At 61.1% G+C, this 16,274-nt stretch carries 14 protein-coding genes; 8 read left to right on the top strand and 6 right to left on the bottom strand.

The window, feature by feature from the left end:
- Positions 1 to 423: 423 nt before the first annotated feature.
- The 4 genes from gfa to xoxF5 form a co-directional block, all read right to left on the bottom strand.
- Positions 424 to 993, bottom strand: coding sequence for an S-(hydroxymethyl)glutathione synthase (gene gfa / locus V1290_RS32165; protein ID WP_334368073.1), 570 nt, complete (start codon positions 991 to 993; stop codon positions 424 to 426).
- A gap of 34 nt (positions 994 to 1,027) precedes the next feature.
- A complete protein-coding gene (locus V1290_RS32160; protein WP_065748431.1) occupies positions 1,028 to 2,134 on the bottom strand; it encodes an S-(hydroxymethyl)glutathione dehydrogenase/class III alcohol dehydrogenase in 1,107 nt (368 codons plus the stop codon).
- A 97-nt stretch (positions 2,135 to 2,231) separates the two neighbouring features.
- Positions 2,232 to 2,699, bottom strand: a complete 468-nt coding sequence (locus V1290_RS32155; protein WP_334369244.1) for a c-type cytochrome, methanol metabolism-related — start codon at positions 2,697 to 2,699, stop codon at positions 2,232 to 2,234.
- Positions 2,700 to 2,812: 113 nt separating this feature from the next.
- Entirely contained in the window at positions 2,813 to 4,615 is a 1,803-nt protein-coding gene (gene xoxF5 / locus V1290_RS32150) for a lanthanide-dependent methanol dehydrogenase XoxF5 (protein WP_334368072.1), read from the bottom strand.
- A 414-nt stretch (positions 4,616 to 5,029) separates the two neighbouring features.
- Between xoxF5 and V1290_RS32145 the strand changes: the two genes are divergently transcribed.
- Positions 5,030 to 5,998, top strand: coding sequence for a helix-turn-helix domain-containing protein (locus V1290_RS32145; RefSeq protein ID WP_334368071.1), 969 nt, complete (start codon positions 5,030 to 5,032; stop codon positions 5,996 to 5,998).
- Between the two features lie 74 nt (positions 5,999 to 6,072).
- Here the strand turns inward: V1290_RS32145 and V1290_RS32140 are convergent, their stop codons facing one another.
- Both V1290_RS32140 and V1290_RS32135 read right to left on the bottom strand, forming a co-directional pair.
- The gene (locus V1290_RS32140; RefSeq protein WP_334368070.1) at positions 6,073 to 8,520 is read right to left on the bottom strand and encodes a TonB-dependent receptor; all 2,448 of its coding nucleotides are present in this window, start codon (positions 8,518 to 8,520) and stop codon (positions 6,073 to 6,075) included.
- A 162-nt stretch (positions 8,521 to 8,682) separates the two neighbouring features.
- A complete protein-coding gene (locus V1290_RS32135) occupies positions 8,683 to 10,032 on the bottom strand; it encodes a histidine kinase (protein ID WP_334368069.1) in 1,350 nt (449 codons plus the stop codon).
- 186 nt (positions 10,033 to 10,218) lie between these two features.
- Here V1290_RS32135 and V1290_RS32130 point away from each other — a divergent pair, with 186 nt between their 5' ends.
- From V1290_RS32130 to V1290_RS32100, 7 genes are all read left to right on the top strand, one after another.
- On the top strand, positions 10,219 to 10,875 hold the full coding sequence (locus tag V1290_RS32130; protein ID WP_334368068.1) for a response regulator transcription factor: 657 nt from the start codon (positions 10,219 to 10,221) through the stop codon (positions 10,873 to 10,875).
- On the top strand, positions 10,872 to 11,717 hold the full coding sequence (gene fghA / locus V1290_RS32125) for an S-formylglutathione hydrolase (protein ID WP_334368067.1): 846 nt from the start codon (positions 10,872 to 10,874) through the stop codon (positions 11,715 to 11,717). Before V1290_RS32130 ends, fghA begins: the two co-directional genes overlap by 4 nt.
- A gap of 112 nt (positions 11,718 to 11,829) precedes the next feature.
- Positions 11,830 to 13,011 carry an ABC transporter substrate-binding protein gene (locus tag V1290_RS32120; RefSeq protein WP_334368066.1) on the top strand — a complete coding sequence of 394 codons (1,182 nt, stop codon included), beginning with the start codon at positions 11,830 to 11,832 and terminating at the stop codon, positions 13,009 to 13,011.
- Positions 12,996 to 14,000, top strand: coding sequence for a YVTN family beta-propeller repeat protein (locus V1290_RS32115; RefSeq protein WP_442893726.1), 1,005 nt, complete (start codon positions 12,996 to 12,998; stop codon positions 13,998 to 14,000). The genes V1290_RS32120 and V1290_RS32115 overlap by 16 nt, the downstream gene beginning before the upstream one ends.
- A gap of 68 nt (positions 14,001 to 14,068) precedes the next feature.
- The gene (locus tag V1290_RS32110; RefSeq protein WP_334369242.1) at positions 14,069 to 14,818 is read left to right on the top strand and encodes an ABC transporter ATP-binding protein; all 750 of its coding nucleotides are present in this window, start codon (positions 14,069 to 14,071) and stop codon (positions 14,816 to 14,818) included.
- Positions 14,815 to 15,663 (top strand): ABC transporter permease, encoded by an 849-nt coding sequence (locus V1290_RS32105; RefSeq protein ID WP_213285361.1) that lies wholly within the window; start codon positions 14,815 to 14,817, stop codon positions 15,661 to 15,663. The genes V1290_RS32110 and V1290_RS32105 overlap by 4 nt, the downstream gene beginning before the upstream one ends.
- Entirely contained in the window at positions 15,660 to 16,271 is a 612-nt protein-coding gene (locus V1290_RS32100; RefSeq protein ID WP_442895029.1) for a hypothetical protein, read from the top strand. The genes V1290_RS32105 and V1290_RS32100 overlap by 4 nt, the downstream gene beginning before the upstream one ends.
- Positions 16,272 to 16,274 lie beyond the last annotated feature (3 nt).

The following is a 16,274-nucleotide window of genomic DNA, read 5'->3' as shown; positions in this document are numbered from 1 at the left end:
GCATCTATGCGGTCAGCACCGTCCATAGAAGGGAACCGCTCAATGGGTCAACACCTCCCGGGGAATGTCCGTCTCCAGCATCGCGGCCGCCATGACAAGGCCACCGCACCGCAGCATGCAAAATCAGACGATCGGTCAAGTGCAGCCGATTGCACGCCCTGCAACAACTATGTCGCATGGCGACTGCGCGAAGACTTCGATGTCTGGGAATTAGGCGCGGGACGCACCGCCGGCCCGATCGCCGAGCGACTAGAGGCCGGCAGGCCTGCTCACCTGTCGGCCCAACGGAAAGGCATGGGACCGCCCCGCCGTACTCTCAGAGCGCGGTTGCGCTGACGGCGACCGCCATCAGCGCAACTTTGTTTGGTATCGCGCGAGCTCAGGCTGGCGCCCGTCCAAGCCGCCCTGTTCAAGCTGCCTTATTCAAGCAGCCCTGGCCTTGGACTTGGCTACGTGGCTCGAGATCGCATCCATCAAGGGCGGCGACAGACAATCATACGGCTCCAGTCCAAGTTCCTTCAGCCGGGCCCTGATGCCATCCATCTCACCGGGCTGAACACCGGACTCCAGCACGGACGACACGAACGCGGCAAACCCAGGAGCTGCCCATCCGCCTTCCTGGAACAGTTCGGGATGGATGAAGTCGAGCCCATAGAACGGATGTCCCGTGTTCTCGATCCGACCGTACATATGCGTACCGCAGGCCCTGCAGGCATAACGCTGAATTGCCGCCGCCTGGTCGACGATCTGCAGCTTGTCGCCGTTCTCGACTACATTCACATTGTCGCGCGAGACGACGGCGACGACGGAGAAGATCGCCCCCTCGGGCTTCCAGCATTTGGTACAGCCGCAGGCGTGGTTGTGGGCCACGTCGCCCTTGATGGCGACCTTGACCGGCTTGTCTTGGCATTTGCAGACCAGGGTGCCGCCGGCGAAGTTGCCAGTCCCCTGCTTTACGCCGCTGTCAATCGATGGGTGGATATGAACAGTCATAGGCCTATCCTCCTTGTGCTTGAAGTTCCCCGATTCAGAATACGACAACCGAACGGATCGACTTGCCTTCGTGCATGAGGTCGAATCCCTTGTTGATCTCCTCAAGCTTGAGGACATGCGTGATCATCGGATCGATCTCGATCTTCCCGTTCATGTACCAGTCAACGATTTTCGGCACGTCCGTGCGGCCGCGCGCGCCGCCAAAGGCCGTGCCTTTCCAGACACGGCCGGTCACGAGCTGGAATGGCCGGGTAGCGATTTCCTTGCCGGACTCAGCGACCCCGATCACGACCGAGACGCCCCAGCCGCGATGGCACGCTTCGAGCGCCTGCCGCATCACGGTGGTGTTGCCGGTGCAATCGAAGGTGTAATCGGCGCCGCCGTCGGTGAGCCCGACCAGATGCTGGACGATGTCACTGACCTTGGTCGGGTTGACGAAATGCGTCATGCCGAAACGGCGGCCCCAGTCCTCCTTGGAATCGTTGATGTCGACGCCGACGATCTTGTCGGCGCCTACCATCTTCGCGCCCTGGATGACGTTGAGGCCGATGCCGCCGAGACCGAAAACGACGACGTTGGCGCCCGGTGTCACTTTGGCGGTATTAACCACGGCGCCAACGCCCGTCGTCACCCCGCAACCGATGTAGCAGCTCTTGTCGAAGGGCGCGTCCTCGCGGATCTTTGCCACCGCGATTTCCGGCAGCACGGTAAAGTTCGAAAACGTCGAGCAGCCCATGTAATGGAAGATCGGCTTGCCCTGATAGCTGAAGCGCGAGGTGCCGTCAGGCATCAGCCCCTTACCTTGGGTGGCGCGAATGGCAGTACAGAGATTGGTCTTGCCGCTCAGGCAGCTTTTGCACTGGCGACATTCCGGCGTGTAGAGCGGAATCACGTGATCGCCGGCCTTGACCGACGTCACGCCCGGCCCGACTTCGCGGACGATGCCCGCGCCCTCATGACCGAGTATCGAAGGAAAGATTCCTTCGCTGTCGAACCCATCAAGCGTGTAAGCGTCGGTATGACAGATTCCAGTCGCCTTGATCTCGACGAGAACCTCGCCAGCTTTTGGGCCCTCAAGATCAACCTCAACGATTTCAAGAGGCTTTTTGGCTTCGAACGCGACAGCGGCGCGGGTCTTCATCTTAAGCTCCACATTTGCTTTTATCTTAAGCTCCACATTTGCTTTTCAAATCGCTGCACGGACGTACCAGGACGTGAACCTCGCATGTTCGGCATGATCACTTGCTTCCCATGCAGGACTTTTCTGTCTCGGTGTACGCGTCGGGCTTGTCTTCCTTCTTGGCGGGACGAACGCGCCCGACGGCATCATGGGCGCGGGCGCGCAGATACACATAAAAGTCGTCCATGTAGCAGGCGACATTGGGGTTGTCGCCGAGGGCTGGCATGACGGAGTTGCCGTTCTTGCGGCCGCTCGCGACGACCCCGACAAAGTCGCCGTAGCTCATCGTCTTCAGCGAATCCTTTAGCGCCGGCGCGTAGGTCGACCCCATCCCGTCAGGGCCATGGCAGACATGGCATTCCGAATGATAGCGACGAAATCCCGAATAAGTGTACCAATCGACGGTACCGTCGGCTCCGACATTGAAGGTAGGACTGCCTTCCTTGTCGAGATACTTTCCGTCCTCGGACTTGACGGCCTTCGGATCGACCGCGTCATCGGCTAGAACGAGCTTTCCGGAGGCCATCAAAACGAGAGTGGCCGCCAACAACCAGATTATACGCAAGAGATTGTCCTCAATATTCGATGGCAGACGAACCGACGCGTGGCACGAGCCACGCGTCGGAACGAAGTTAGCGCTTACTGCGGCAGCGCGAACACCGTGAGCGTGCCGCCGAGCGCGGTGTAGTTGGCCAGCGCGGCGTAGCCACCGACTGCGCCGAGGCCTTCAGTTGGCTCGGTCAGACCTGCGGCAAGGCCGATACCCGCCCAGCCGCCAACACCGGACAGCACTGCAACATACTGCCTGCCGCCCTGCTCATAGGTGTTGATGTTACCGATGATACCGGACGGGGTCTTGAACTTGTAGAGCTCCTTGCCCGTCTTGGCATCGACCGCCTTGAGGTAACCTTCGAGCGTTCCGTAGAACACCACGCCGCCAGCGGTAGCGAGCGCACCTGACCACACCGAGAACGGCTCCTTGTTCGACCACACGATCTTGCCGGTCTTGTTGTCCCAGGCGATGAAGTTGCCCATATGGCTTTCGCCTTGGGGCGGATACATCGAGAGCGTTGCCCCAACATAGGGCTGACCCGCGGTGTAGCTCACCTTGAACGGCTCATAGTCCATACAGACGTGGTTGGTCGGAACATAGAACAGTTGCGTATCGGGCGAGTAGGCTGCCGGCTGCTGGTCCTTGGTGCCGAGCGCGGCCGGGCAGATACCTTTGGTGTTCTTGTCCTCGCCACCCTTCTCCGTCGAATACTGATCGACGACCTTGGGACGACCATAAGTCGGCGAGCTCTTGTTCATGTCGACGCCGGTGGTCCAGTTCACTTTGGGATCGTACTTCTCGGCGACCAGAAGTTCGCCGGTGGCACGGTCCATCGTGTAGGCTAAACCGTTGCGGTCGAAATGGGTCAGCAGCTTGCGCTCCTGGCCGTTGACGTTCTGGTCGCTGAGGATCATTTCGTTGACGCCGTCATAATCCCACTCGTCATGGGGCGTCATCTGATAGACCCAGCGCGCAACGCCGGTATCTGCATTGCGGGCGAAAACGGTCATCGACCATTTGTTGTCGCCCGGACGCTGCTTCGGGTTCCAGGTCGAGGGGTTGCCCGAACCGTAATAGACGAGGTTCAGACTTGGATCATAGGACATCCAGCCCCATGTGCAGCCGCCGCCGATCTTCCACTGATCGCCCTGCCAGGTCTTGATGCTCGAATCCTTGCCGACCGGCTTGCCGTGCTCGGTGGTCTTCTCATCGAACATGATCTGATCGTCCGGCCCCTCAGAGAAGGCGCGCCATACCTGCTTGCCGCTCTTGAGGTCATAGGCCGTGACGTGACACTGCACGCCAAACTCGCCGCCGGAAATGCCGATCAGAACCTTGTCCTTGACGACCAGCGGCGAGGAGGTTCCGGTAGCGCCTTTGCCGGGATCTCCATTCTTGACGCTCCACGCGACCTGCCCGGTCTTGGCATCAAGGGCGACCAGGGTGGTGTCGGCCTGATGCAGGAAGATCTTGCCGTCGCCATAGGCCACGCCGCGATTCACCGTGTCGCAGCACATCACCGGAATGACGTTCGGATCCTGCTTCGGCTCGTACTTCCAGACGATCTTGTTCTCCTGCGAAAGGTCAAGAGCATAGACCTTGTTCGGGAACGGCGTGTGGACGTACATCATGTTGCCGATGATGAGCGGCCCGCCCTCATGGCCGCGCAGCACGCCGGTCGAGAAAGTCCAGGCGACCTGGAGCTTGCCGACGTTGGATGCGTTGATCTGATTCAGTTTCGAGTAACGTGTGTTGGCGTAGTCACCGGCCGGCTGCACCCAGTCCTTTGGGTTCTGCGACATCTTGATCAGTTCTTCGTTGGCGTATGCGACGCCGACAACGAATGTCGCCATAGCGCCAAGACAGGCTGCGGATAGCACCTTGCGCATAGTGTTTCCTCCAGGATACGAGTTTTGGGTTTCCGCCGAAACGGCCCATTCTTCCATTATTGGTCCCTATTCCTATCCCGCCCGGAGATGGGAAACTTGCCCAAGAGCGAAGCGCGTTTGCTCAATAGCGAAACCCAACTGAATTTTTTAATTTCGCGCTGGACGCGCTGTTTCGGCTCTGCCGTGATGCTGCGAAGCATCATGCCGTGGGCGTGTTCCCACGGCCTTCCCTGCGCGACTCTCGGTCTAGGTTTCCCTTGACGCCGCCGAAACTAAGTTGGAGGATTGTCAAAGGGATATTGGGAAGAATCTGCGCGCTTCCTGACGACTGCCTAAATTGGGGCCAAATGTCGCGACCATCTGACCAACGCCTCGGCGGAGGTTGGAGTCTGTTCTCAAATCGGTGGCTGGGCAATGCCTGATACAGTTCGTTCACTCAGCACTTCCGGGTTGGCACCGAAGAAGCAGATCCAAACTTGGTCAGACGCACTGACCGATCTATGCGGCCAGTTTGATGTCGATCCGCTGGAAGGTTCCTCGCTGGAGGGACGGATAAATTACACGACCGTCTCGCAGCTCAAACTCTGTCAGATCGAGGCGAGCCAGCATCGTATCGCGCATACGATCTCGGGCACAAAGCTGAGCGAACATCCCTACGTCAAGATACTGTTCCAGACCTACGGCATCTCGCATTTCGAACAGAACGGCCGCCGCATCGACATCATGCCCGGCGATTGTCTTGCCTATGACGTCTCCTGTCCGCACACGATCGTGAGCCCCTCATTGACCCGGCACGAGGTCGTGATCGTCCCAAAGGAGCTGCTCCACGAGCGCGGCTTCCGCACGGCGAAGATGTTGCCTTGCAAGCTCTCCGCGCGAAACGGCACCGGCCGCATCGCCTATGACTTCGTGCACACCGCGTTTGATGAAGCAAAGCGACTGTCGCCTCACAACGCCATCGGCGTCGCCGATTCGCTCATCGATCTCTTGCTGTTACCGCTGCGCGAGGCCGACACGATGTTCGATCGCGTCGGTCCCGAAGCGATGTACATTCGCGCGCAAGCCTTCATCCGCGAACATTTGCGCGACCCGGATCTTTGCATCGACCAGATCTCCGCGGCATTGGGCTGCACCAAGCGCTATCTGCACATGCTGTTCAGCGACAAGGGCATGACCGTCAGCGATTACATCTGGCGGGCGAGACTGCTGCACTGCCGGCAGGAGCTGGAGACCCAACACGGAAAGACGATCACCGATGTCGCATTTTCGTGGGGCTTTTCGAGTTCGTCGCACTTCAGCCGCGTGTTCCGGAAGCATTTTGGCTTCGTTCCGTCCGCGATCCACAAGGCGCACTGCGTCGATCCGTCGCCGGATGTTCCCTGACGAGAACATCCCGGTGGCGCGGCAAGCTGAACAGCCGCGCATCATCGCCGAGCCGCCTTTGCGCCTCCCGCTTTCTAGAAGGTTGCCTTCAGGCCCGCGTAAAAGGCGCGCGGCCGGGCCGGACTGACCGAGCGGGCGTCGGTAAAGTCCTGGCCGCCGTTGGTGAAATTGGGCACATCACCGGTCTCGAAGAACGTCCCGTAAACTGCATAGCGGCTGTCAAGGATGTTGTCGACGCGGCCGTAGAGCTGGAACGTCTTGTTGATCTGATACGAGGCGTGCAGGTTGAAAACCGAATACCCCGGCAGCCTCGCCGCCTGGTTGGATTCATCGCCGACAAAATATTGGCTGCCGACGAACAACGCATCGCCTCCGATCTTGAAGGCGTCGGTGATTGAATAGTCAATGCCAACCTTGACCCGGTTGCGGGGTATCGCCGGAATTCGGTTGCCCGGCAGAACCTGGATATTCCCGTCGGCATCGGCGAACGGGCTGTGGGAGTTGAGCGTCAGGGGATCGAGGAAGCGCGCATCCACGAGGGCGTAACTGGCATAAAGTTGCAGCGTCTTCGACGTCAGGTTGACCTGGGCCTCGATGCCCTGGCGGCGTGTCCGGCCTACGTTCTGGAAATAGCCAAATCCCTGTAACTCCGGGCTCGGAATCGCCAGGATGTCATCGGCATTGGTGGCGCGGAACGCGCCGACTTTCCACCCGAGTGTTCCGATATTCAGCTCCTTCGTTCCGCGGAAACCTGCCTCTATGGTGCGGGAGACGACCTGTTTCAGCGGCGGGTCTGCGATCAGAAATGCCGCAGCGATACAGGGGCGCGCAGGGTCGGCGCATGCGAGTTCCAGCGGCGTCGGCGCGCGATTGGCTTCGGAATATCCCGCATAGGCCGTCAGGCCCGGGGTGATCTTGTAGGTGCCGCCGATCATCGGATTGAAGCGACTGAACGTGTGATTGCCGTTGAGGTCAGTGCCGATCAGATCCTGAAGGACGATGTTTGCATAGTTGAACCGGCCGCCGCCCGAGATTGAAAACGCGTCCGTCACGTCGAATGTGTCGAGCGCATAGAGGCCGGTGTATCGGTTGGTGGCGCGGAGCGAGACCGGGCCGATGGATACAGGCTCGCCAGACCGCCCGAGAAATATGCCGCTGCCGCTGACGACGTAGTTCGAGCCGATCGTGCCCAGTTCCGCGCTGGCCCCGAAGCGGGTAACGCCGGAGTCGAAACTGGCGCCAACCATGAACTGGTTGTTATGTCCGAACAACTGGTCGGTGTTGGTTGCCTGCAGCGTCGCGCCAGTCGTCGTCGAACGGGTCGTTGTACGGTCGATCTGGCCCAGTACCGAGTCAGCGGGGAATGGATTTGCAAGCTGGACTCCGTTGAGGCCGTTCGCCGGCGCTCCCGGCGTGGTGTTGTCCTCGTTGAAGCAAAGCAGCATTGGATCGGCGTCACACGGCGCCGTCTCGGTCGGGTTTCCGTCCACCGTCTTCTGCCGGAATGCCCGGACGCGCGCCGAGCCTTCGATCGTCCAGGTCGGCGTCACCTCGACCTTTCCGGTCAGATTGGCGTAGGCAACGCGGTTGTCGGTAGTCTGCGGCGTCGTATAGGTCGCCCCCCAATATCTCTGGAGCAGTTCGACCGGAACAGCCGCCGCCGCGCCGAAATTGTTCTTGGCGACGCCCACGTTGAGGTGAAACTCACTGCTGTCGGTCCGATAACCGACATCGCCGTAAAACCGGCGAATCGCCGACTCCGAAAAATTGCGATAGCCATTGTCACGCACGCCTTCGAGCGCGCCATAGACGGAAAAATTGTCGATCTGCTTGCCATACTGCGCCGAGCTCTGGATCCGTCCGAAAGATCCACCCATGGTGTTGATTTCAGCGCCTTGATAATTGAAGCCATCCTTCATCAATACGTTGACAGCACCGCCGAGCGCGTTGAGGCCGAACGCGGGGTTGTTGGTTACGACGGTGACCGACCTGATTGCGGCGGTCGGGATCAAGTCCCAATGGACGGTGTCGCCGAATGCTTCGTTGATGCGCATCCCGTTCTGGTAAACCGCCAATCCCTGGGGAGTCCCTGAGACCGGAGATGCAACGAAACCTCGAAATTGTACGTCGGGCATAAAGGGATTTCCGGTCGTATCACTGATGATGATACCCGGCACCTGTTGCTGTAGTGCATCTACAACGTTCAGCGAGCCCGTGCGCGCAATCTGCCCGGCTCCAACCGCATTGATCGCTGCCGGTACCTTATCGACATCCATTCCCGATCGCGCCGTCGGCGTCGGCGCGGTCGGGTAAACATAGACCCTGCGCACGTTTCCGGTGGCTCGAGGTGCGGTACCGCCGCGGGCTGGTCTGGCCACTGGTCTGGCTGATGTCGGCGGGGCGACTACCTCGATGGCGGGCAAGACCTCACTCTCGCCAGATGCGGTTTGGGCCTCGGCACGGTCGATCCCGGGAACCAGGCACAGTGAGATTGTCCCGATCACCAGTACGCGTACGTCCATGTCCCCACCCCCACTACATTCCGGCGCATTGCCGATGCCGGTTCGATGCGGACGATACTAGTGAGAAGACATCGACACGCGCTAGCCGCAAAAGGTCGGGCTTCCCAAATGTCCTCCTTCCCGAAGAAACCGGGAAAAATTCCCGCCTATCGCTTCGCCGCCTCAGTGCGATCCGTGGGGAACTATCGCCTCTACCGTGAGGCCTCCGTTGCCGGAGACGACATTCAGCGTACCGCCCAGCGCCAGTATTCTCTCGCGCATGCCGATCAAGCCGAAACCGAGTTTGTGATCCGGCGCCAAACCGCGGCCGTTGTCGCTGACGCGCACCAAGGCGCAGGCGCGATTTCCCTGCATTCCCGCAGCGTGTTCCACCGTGACGCTGACGGCGGTCGCCTCAGCGTGGCGGAAGGCATTCGTCAATGCTTCCTGAACGATGCGGTAAACCGTCAAGTCCGCGACTTCTCCGGTCTCGCCTGGAGCGCAGGCGATGTTCGCGTCGATGGTTACGTCGGGACGGGATTCACGCCACAAACGCAAGAGCACGCCGAGCGCCTCGCGCAATCCAAGCTCTGCAAGTCCAACGGGCTTCAGCTTTTCCAGTATCCTGCGGTTGAACTGCTGGAGCGCGTTGATCTGCTCCATGATTGCGGTGCCATGCTTGCGTAACGCATCCGCGCTCGGCGCGCGCCCATCTTCCGCTAGCCGCATCAGGGCGCCGGCGTGGGCACGCAGCGTAAAGAGATAGGGCCCAAACTCGTCATGCAGCTCGCGCGCAATCTCCTTGCGTTCCATATCCTGCAGCGAGACCGTGCGCTCGGCGAGCCGCCGCTTGTCCTCGACAGCTTCGCCAAGGGCGCCCGCGAGGTGGTTCAGCTTGGCACAGATCGCCGCCAGTTCGGGCGTGCCGCCGGGCTCGACGCGTGATCCATAGTGCCCGGCCTCGATGTTTGCCATGGTCTGCGAAAGCGCCTGCAGCGGCGCCAGCGCGCGGCCAACCACGACTATCGTAACCAGAAAGAGCGCGATGGCGAGCGCGGAACTAACCGCCAGCTGGGTGACGATTCCGTCCCAGATTTCGGCCATTTCGTCGTTTGGATGCGAGGTGATCAGGAGCGACTGCGGCTTTCCGTGGATCGTGATCGGTACGCTTACGGTGGTCGTCTCCGGATGCACGAGCGCGATGAACCATGCCGGCGGCGATCGTTCGTCGCCGCCATCGCCCGAGCGCTCGGCCACGGTCGCATCGCCTTGCCGTGTGATACTGACGTGACGGAGCCTGCTGAGGTCGTGGACGATCTGGTTCAGCCGCGCCTCCGGATCTGCCGCCTCGTTCAGGCCGGGAACGATCGTCTCCACGAATTCGCGTGCCAGCCGGATGACGCTTTGATCTTCGGCCCGGACACGGGGCGCCGCTTCGACCACCAGCCGCGCGATATTGATCGCCAGGCCAAGCGTGAGCCCCAGCGCCAGCAGCAAATTGATCCGCCCGCGCAACGATAATTTTTGCCACATGAGGTTTGCCCCAATCGCGTCGCAATCCGTTCCCCGTCGAGAGGACCGTTGACAGTCGAAAAACCGACGATCAGATTGAAGCGTACAGCAATCGTGTCGGCGTTGCATGACCGGGCTCGCGCCGATGTCTATGCAGCTTGACGCGATGCAGCAACGCAATCGAAGCAGCTATCGGGGATCGATGCCATGCGAGTACTGATCGTCGACGATCATCCCATCGTTGCTTCGGGCTGCCGCACCGTGTTTGCCGACGAACCGGAGGTCGTGCTGTTGGAGGCCGCCGACGCGGAGAGCGGCGAACGCGTATTCGTCGCCGAACGTCCCGACATCTGCGTGATCGATATCAACCTTCCGACCGTCTCGGGGTTTGAACTGGCGCGGCGCATTCTTGCGCGAACTGCGTCGGCACGAATCATCATGTTCAGCATGAACGACGATCCGGTCTTCGCCGCGCGAGCCATCGAGATCGGCGCCAAAGGCTATGTCGCGAAGACGGGCGATCCGCAGGATCTGGTCGAGGCCATCCGCGAAGTCGGCAAGGGCGGGGTCTACCTGCCCTCCGCGATTGCGCGAAGCATCGCATTCGCCGGACCGGCTTTCGCTCGCAGTCCGCTTGCAAAACTCACCTCGCGGGAGATGGAGATCCTGCGCCTGCTTAGCGCGGGCAAGAGTCTTTCCGAGATCGCGTGGCTGGTTCATTCCTCGTACAAAACCGTTGCCAACACATCCTCGATCATGCGCCAAAAGCTCGGCGTGCGAACTTCCGCCGAACTGGTGCGGCTGGCAATCGAAAGTGGCATTGGCGTAAGCCTGCCGCACAGCGCCGGAGTAGCAAGGCCATGAGCATGCAGACGGTTTCACTGAACAAGGCATATGGCGGAACGCAAGGCGTCTACCGGCACGCCAGCCGCGAAACCCGGACCGACATGACGTTCTCGGTGTATGTGCCTCCGCACGCCGCGGGCACCAGGCTGCCGGTCGTCTGGTATCTCTCAGGACTGACCTGCACCCACGCCAACGTGACGGAAAAGGGCGAATTCCGCAGCGCCTGCGCCGAGCTCGGCCTGATCTTCGTTGCGCCCGACACCAGCCCGCGCGGCGAAGGCGTGCCGGGCGATCCAGCCAATGCCTACGATTTCGGGCTTGGCGCCGGCTTCTATGTCGATGCGACGCAGGAGCCGTTCGCCCGCAATTACCGCATGTGGAGCTATGTCACGGAGGAACTGCCCAAACTGGTCGCCGAAAGCTTTCCTGTCGATGCAAGCCGGCAATCCATTCTTGGCCATTCCATGGGCGGCCACGGCGCACTGACGATCGCCCTGCGCCATCCCGGCCGCTACCGCGCTGCCAGTGCCTTTGCGCCGATTGTCGCTCCCTCACAGGTGCCATGGGGCATCAAGGCGCTCGGCGGTTATCTCGGTAGCGACCGGCAAGCATGGCGCAAGCACGATGCGGTTGCCCTGATCGAGGACGGCGCCAGATTACCCGATCTGCTGGTCGACTATGGCGATGCCGATCAGTTTCTGACTGAACAGCTCCGCCCGGAGCTGCTGCAAGGCACCTGCGAGAGAGCCAAAATCCCCCTCACCTTGCGCCGACAGCCTGGCTACGACCACAGCTACTACTTCATCTCCACATTCATGGCCGATCATCTGCGTTGGCACGCCGCACGCCTGAAGGGCTGACACGACGCGAAGTCGGCGCAACAGAATTGAGTTGCAAGCCCAGACAATTCGGTCATGGTTCAAAGCCAAAGGTCTTCCATACCAAGTCGAGAAGACCTGTCAGGGAGAAGCCATGATCCGATGCTTGGTCGCTGCGATCGGCTTGATCATTGCAGCTACCTCGGTGCTCGCGGCCGCCCCCATCGAGATCGGCGTCGGCTATCTTGGCCGAGCCGGCATCAAGGCGAAATTGTCCCTCGTCGAACTGCCGGCGGAGAATGATGGGCTTGCCGGCGCACGCCTTGCCATCGAGGACAACAACACCACGGGTAAGTTCCTCAATCAGCGCTTCACGCTGGAAGAGGTCCGACTCAAGGACGATGAGGACGTCGCGAAGACTGCCGCGGCGCTTGCCGAGCGCACCGGCTTCATCATTGCCGACCTTCCGGCAGACGACTTGCTGAAGGCCGCCAACGCGCTTCGCGAACGTGGGACGTTGCTGTTGAATGCCGGAGCAATCGACGACCGCCTGCGCGAGCAGGATTGCCGCGCCAACGTGATCCATGTCGCGCCGACGCGCTCGATGCTTGCGGATGCGCTCGGGCAATATCTGGTGTGGAAGCAATGGAAGCGCTGGTTGCTCGTGGTCGGCTCGCATGATCAGGACAAGCTCTACGCCGACGCACTGCGGCGCGCGGCCACGCGCTTTGGCGCCAAGATCGTTCAGGAGCGAACCTTTGACGATACCGGCGGCGCGCGCCGCACAGACAGTGGCGTCACCCTGATCCAGCGGCAAATTCCGGTATTCACCCAGCAAGCACCGGCCTATGACGTCCTCGTGGCAGCCGACGAAAGCGAGGTGTTCGCGTCCTACCTACCCTACCGCACCTGGGATCCGCGCCCGGTTGCCGGCTCGGCGGGCCTCGTTCCGACCAGTTGGCACGCCGCGCAGGATCAGTGGGGCGCGATCCAGATTCAGAACCGGTTCGCCAAACTGAACTCGCGACAGATGACCGCATTGGACATGCAGGCCTGGACGGCAGCACGCATGGTCGGTGAAGCTGCGTCACGCACCAAGTCCGGCGACCCAAAGGTGGTGTCGGATTTTCTTAGAGGGAAAGACTTTTCCGTTGCAGCGTTCAAAGGCCGGCGGTTGACGCTGCGGGACTGGAATTTGCAGCTTCGCCAGCCGATCCTTTTGGTCGATGGACGCATGGTGGTCTCGGTTTCTCCGCAGGAGGGATTCCTGCATCAGGTGTCGGAGCTCGACACGCTTGGCGTCGATCGGCCGGAAACCAAATGCAAGCTGAATTGAAGGAGGATGGATTGCATATGTGGCGTCATTGCCTGTTTTTTGGGGTGGCTGCCTGGCTCGCGGCGGCGACGCCTGCATCGGCCTTCATCGCCTATGTGTCCAACGAGAAGAGCAACACCGTATCGGTGATCGATACGAACAGTTGGACCGTCACCAAGACCATCAAGGTCGGCCAGCGGCCACGCGGCATCGAGTTCACCAGGGACGGCAAGTTTGTGTTCGTCGCGGTCGGCGACGATGACAGCATTCAGGTCATCGACGTTGCGAAGCAGGAAGTCGTCGATTCCCTGCCCTCCGGCCCGGACCCCGAGCTGTTCGCCTTGGATGCCGATGGCAAGATTCTCTATGTCGCCAATGAGAACGACAATACGGTGACCATCATCGACGTCGAGAAGCGCGCCCGTCTCGGCGAGATCCAGGTCGGCGTAGAACCGGAAGGCATGGCGATCAGCCCGGACGGCAAAATCCTGATCAATACGTCCGAGACGACCAACATGGCGCATTTCATCGACACCACAACGCGCGAGATCGTCGCCAACGTTCTGGTCGATGCGCGCCCGCGCTTCGCCGAGTTCAAACGTGACAATTCCGAGGTGTGGGTATCGTCGGAGATCGGCGGTACCGTTTCGGTGATCGACCCGGCCAAGCGGGAGGTGACGAAGAAGATTTCATTCGAAATTCCCGGCCTGCGAAGCGAAGCCATCCAGCCGGTCGGCATCGGCATGACCAAGGACGGCAAGACCGCTTTCGTCGCACTCGGCCCGGCCAATCGCGTCGCCGTCGTCGACGCCGTTAGCCACAAGGTCACCAAATATCTACTGGTGGGCCAGCGTGTCTGGCACCTCGCATTCACGCCCGACGAGAAATATCTACTGACCACCAATGGCGTATCGAACGACGTCTCGGTGATCGATGTCGCAGCCCAAAAGGTCATCAAGACGATCCAGGTCGGCGAACTGCCCTGGGGTATGACGATTGCACAACCATGACGGCCACTGACGCCTTTTCCGCCGGTCAGAGCACGCAAGGCTTCCCTCCCCGGCCCGATGCCGTGGAGATGCCTGCGCTGTCGATCGAAGGCGTCAGCCATGCCTATGGCACCCGGCGCGCGCTGATCGAGATCGGCTTTTCCGTCGCGCCGGCAAGTTTCACCGCGTTGCTCGGCCTGAACGGCGCCGGCAAGAGCACCCTGTTCTCGCTGATCACGCGGCTGTTCGGAATCCAGCACGGACGTATCGGGATTTTCGGCCATGACGTCGCGCAGACACCCGGCGAAGCCTTGCGGCTGCTCGGCGTGGTGTTTCAGCCCCGCACGCTCGATCTCGACCTCTCGGTGACGCAGAATCTGCTTTATCACGCCGCCTTGCACGGCATCGGCAGGCGCGATGCCCGCGCGCGCAGCGGTGAGGTGCTGGCGCGCATCGGCCTTGCCGACCGCGCCGGCAGCAAGGTGCGCGATCTCTCCGGCGGCCAGATGCGACGATTGGAAATCGCGCGGGCGCTGCTGCATCGCCCGCGCCTGCTCCTGCTCGACGAGGCAACCGTCGGCCTCGACGTCAAGGCGCGCGCCGACATCCTCAATCACGTTCGGCAGCTCGTTGCCGAACAGGGAATAAGCGTGCTTTGGGCGACACATCTGTTCGACGAGATCGGTTCGAACGACGATCTCGTCGTGCTGCATCAGGGCCGCGTATTGGCCCAGGGCAAAGTGGCGCGGGTCATCGCCGATGCGGGCGGCAGCGATATCAACACGGCGTTCATGCGGCTGACCGGCTCCACCGCTCAGAGCGGGAGTTCAACGTCATGACATCGACAGCCATGACGCCAATCCAGCGCGGCTTCTCGGCGGCCGAATATCTGATCTGCCTGAACGGCATCGTGTGGCGCGAGGCGCTTCGCTTCCTGCACCAGCGCGAACGCTTCATCTCGGCGCTGGTGCGGCCCCTGGTGTGGCTGTTCATCTTCGCCGCCGGCTTCCGTCAGGTGCTCGGCCTCTCCATCATCCCCCCATATGAGACCTACATTCTTTACGAGGTCTATATCGCGCCCGGGCTGATGGCGATGATCCAGCTCTTCAACGGCATGCAGTCCTCGCTTTCCATGGTCTACGACCGCGAAATGGGCAATATGCGGACCTTGCTGGTGAGCCCGCTGCCGCGATGGTTCCTCCTGTCCTGCAAGCTTCTGGCGGGAACCGCGGTCTCGCTGCTTCAGGTCTATGCCTTCCTGCTGATCGCCTGGTTCTGGGATATCGCAGCGCCCCCGACCGGCTATCTTACGGTGCTGCCGGCGCTGGTCCTCTCAGGCCTGATGCTCGGCGCGTTGGGCATGCTGATCTCGTCCGGCATCAAACAGCTCGAGAACTTTGCGGGCGTGATGAACTTTGTCATCTTTCCGATGTTCTTTGCTTCCTCGGCGCTCTATCCGCTGTGGCGCATCCTGGAGAGCAGCCCGATGCTCTACTATGTCTGCCTGTTCAATCCGTTCACGCATGCCGTGGAGCTGATTCGTTTTGCGCTGTATGGGCAAATGAACTGGATCGCGCTCGCGGTGGTCGGAGGCTGCACGATCGCCTTCATGATCGGCGCCATCCTCGCCTACGATCCATCGCGCGGCCTGATCCGCCGCGGCCCGGCCGGAGGCGAGACATGAAATACCGGATCGCGATCGCCATGCTCCTCGCCATTACGGCCATGAGCGGACACGGCCATGCCGCCGATCCGCGCTATCCGAACTGGCCGTGCACGCAGGCCAAGGTGCCCGAGATATCCGTCGCCGCGGTTTGGGCAGGCCCGCCGCTCGACGACGTCTCCGGCAAGTGGAAGGACGATGCCAAGGTCAGCGCGCTGGTTGCGAAGCTCGCGGCGAGGCGGACCCCGCTCGAGGAGGCGCAAAAGGCAATCACGGAATATCTGAACGGTGCAGCCGACAAGACCGCAAGCGGGAAACTGCTGTTTGCCGGCCTGTTCGAATCCCTCAATGCCCAACGCTCCCAGGTTATGAACGGCTTGGAGCGCGTCACCCGCAAACAGCGCGAAGCGGCAGATAAGATCCGCGCCGACACGCTGGCCTTGCAGGCGCTGCAGGGCGAAACGCCGCCCGACCAGGCGAAGATCGACGAGCTCGGCAATCAGCTCGTCTGGCAAACGCGCATCTTCGAAGACCGGCGGAACGTCATCAAATTCGTCTGCGAGGTCCCGACGGCGATCGACCAGCGGCTGTTCGCCCTCGGGCGGACGATTCAGCAGGAGATCGAGTAGTCG

It is taken from the genome of Bradyrhizobium sp. AZCC 1578 (assembly GCF_036924675.1).
GTDB lineage: Bacteria > Pseudomonadota > Alphaproteobacteria > Rhizobiales > Xanthobacteraceae > Bradyrhizobium.
The sequence above is the reverse complement of the archived record's forward strand: the minus strand, read 5'-3'. Positions and strand labels throughout refer to the sequence as shown.

Coding starts and splice junctions, on each gene's coding strand:
- gfa (WP_334368073.1), bottom strand. CDS start 993: ATGACTGTTCATATCCACCCATCGATTGACAGCGGCGTAAAGCAGGGG.
- V1290_RS32160 (WP_065748431.1), bottom strand. CDS start 2,134: ATGAAGACCCGCGCCGCTGTCGCGTTCGAAGCCAAAAAGCCTCTTGAA.
- V1290_RS32155 (WP_334369244.1), bottom strand. CDS start 2,699: ATGGCCTCCGGAAAGCTCGTTCTAGCCGATGACGCGGTCGATCCGAAG.
- xoxF5 (WP_334368072.1), bottom strand. CDS start 4,615: ATGCGCAAGGTGCTATCCGCAGCCTGTCTTGGCGCTATGGCGACATTC.
- V1290_RS32145 (WP_334368071.1), top strand. CDS start 5,030: ATGCCTGATACAGTTCGTTCACTCAGCACTTCCGGGTTGGCACCGAAG.
- V1290_RS32140 (WP_334368070.1), bottom strand. CDS start 8,520: ATGGACGTACGCGTACTGGTGATCGGGACAATCTCACTGTGCCTGGTT.
- V1290_RS32135 (WP_334368069.1), bottom strand. CDS start 10,032: ATGTGGCAAAAATTATCGTTGCGCGGGCGGATCAATTTGCTGCTGGCG.
- V1290_RS32130 (WP_334368068.1), top strand. CDS start 10,219: ATGCGAGTACTGATCGTCGACGATCATCCCATCGTTGCTTCGGGCTGC.
- fghA (WP_334368067.1), top strand. CDS start 10,872: ATGAGCATGCAGACGGTTTCACTGAACAAGGCATATGGCGGAACGCAA.
- V1290_RS32120 (WP_334368066.1), top strand. CDS start 11,830: ATGATCCGATGCTTGGTCGCTGCGATCGGCTTGATCATTGCAGCTACC.
- V1290_RS32115 (WP_442893726.1), top strand. CDS start 12,996: ATGCAAGCTGAATTGAAGGAGGATGGATTGCATATGTGGCGTCATTGC.
- V1290_RS32110 (WP_334369242.1), top strand. CDS start 14,069: ATGCCTGCGCTGTCGATCGAAGGCGTCAGCCATGCCTATGGCACCCGG.
- V1290_RS32105 (WP_213285361.1), top strand. CDS start 14,815: ATGACATCGACAGCCATGACGCCAATCCAGCGCGGCTTCTCGGCGGCC.
- V1290_RS32100 (WP_442895029.1), top strand. CDS start 15,660: ATGAAATACCGGATCGCGATCGCCATGCTCCTCGCCATTACGGCCATG.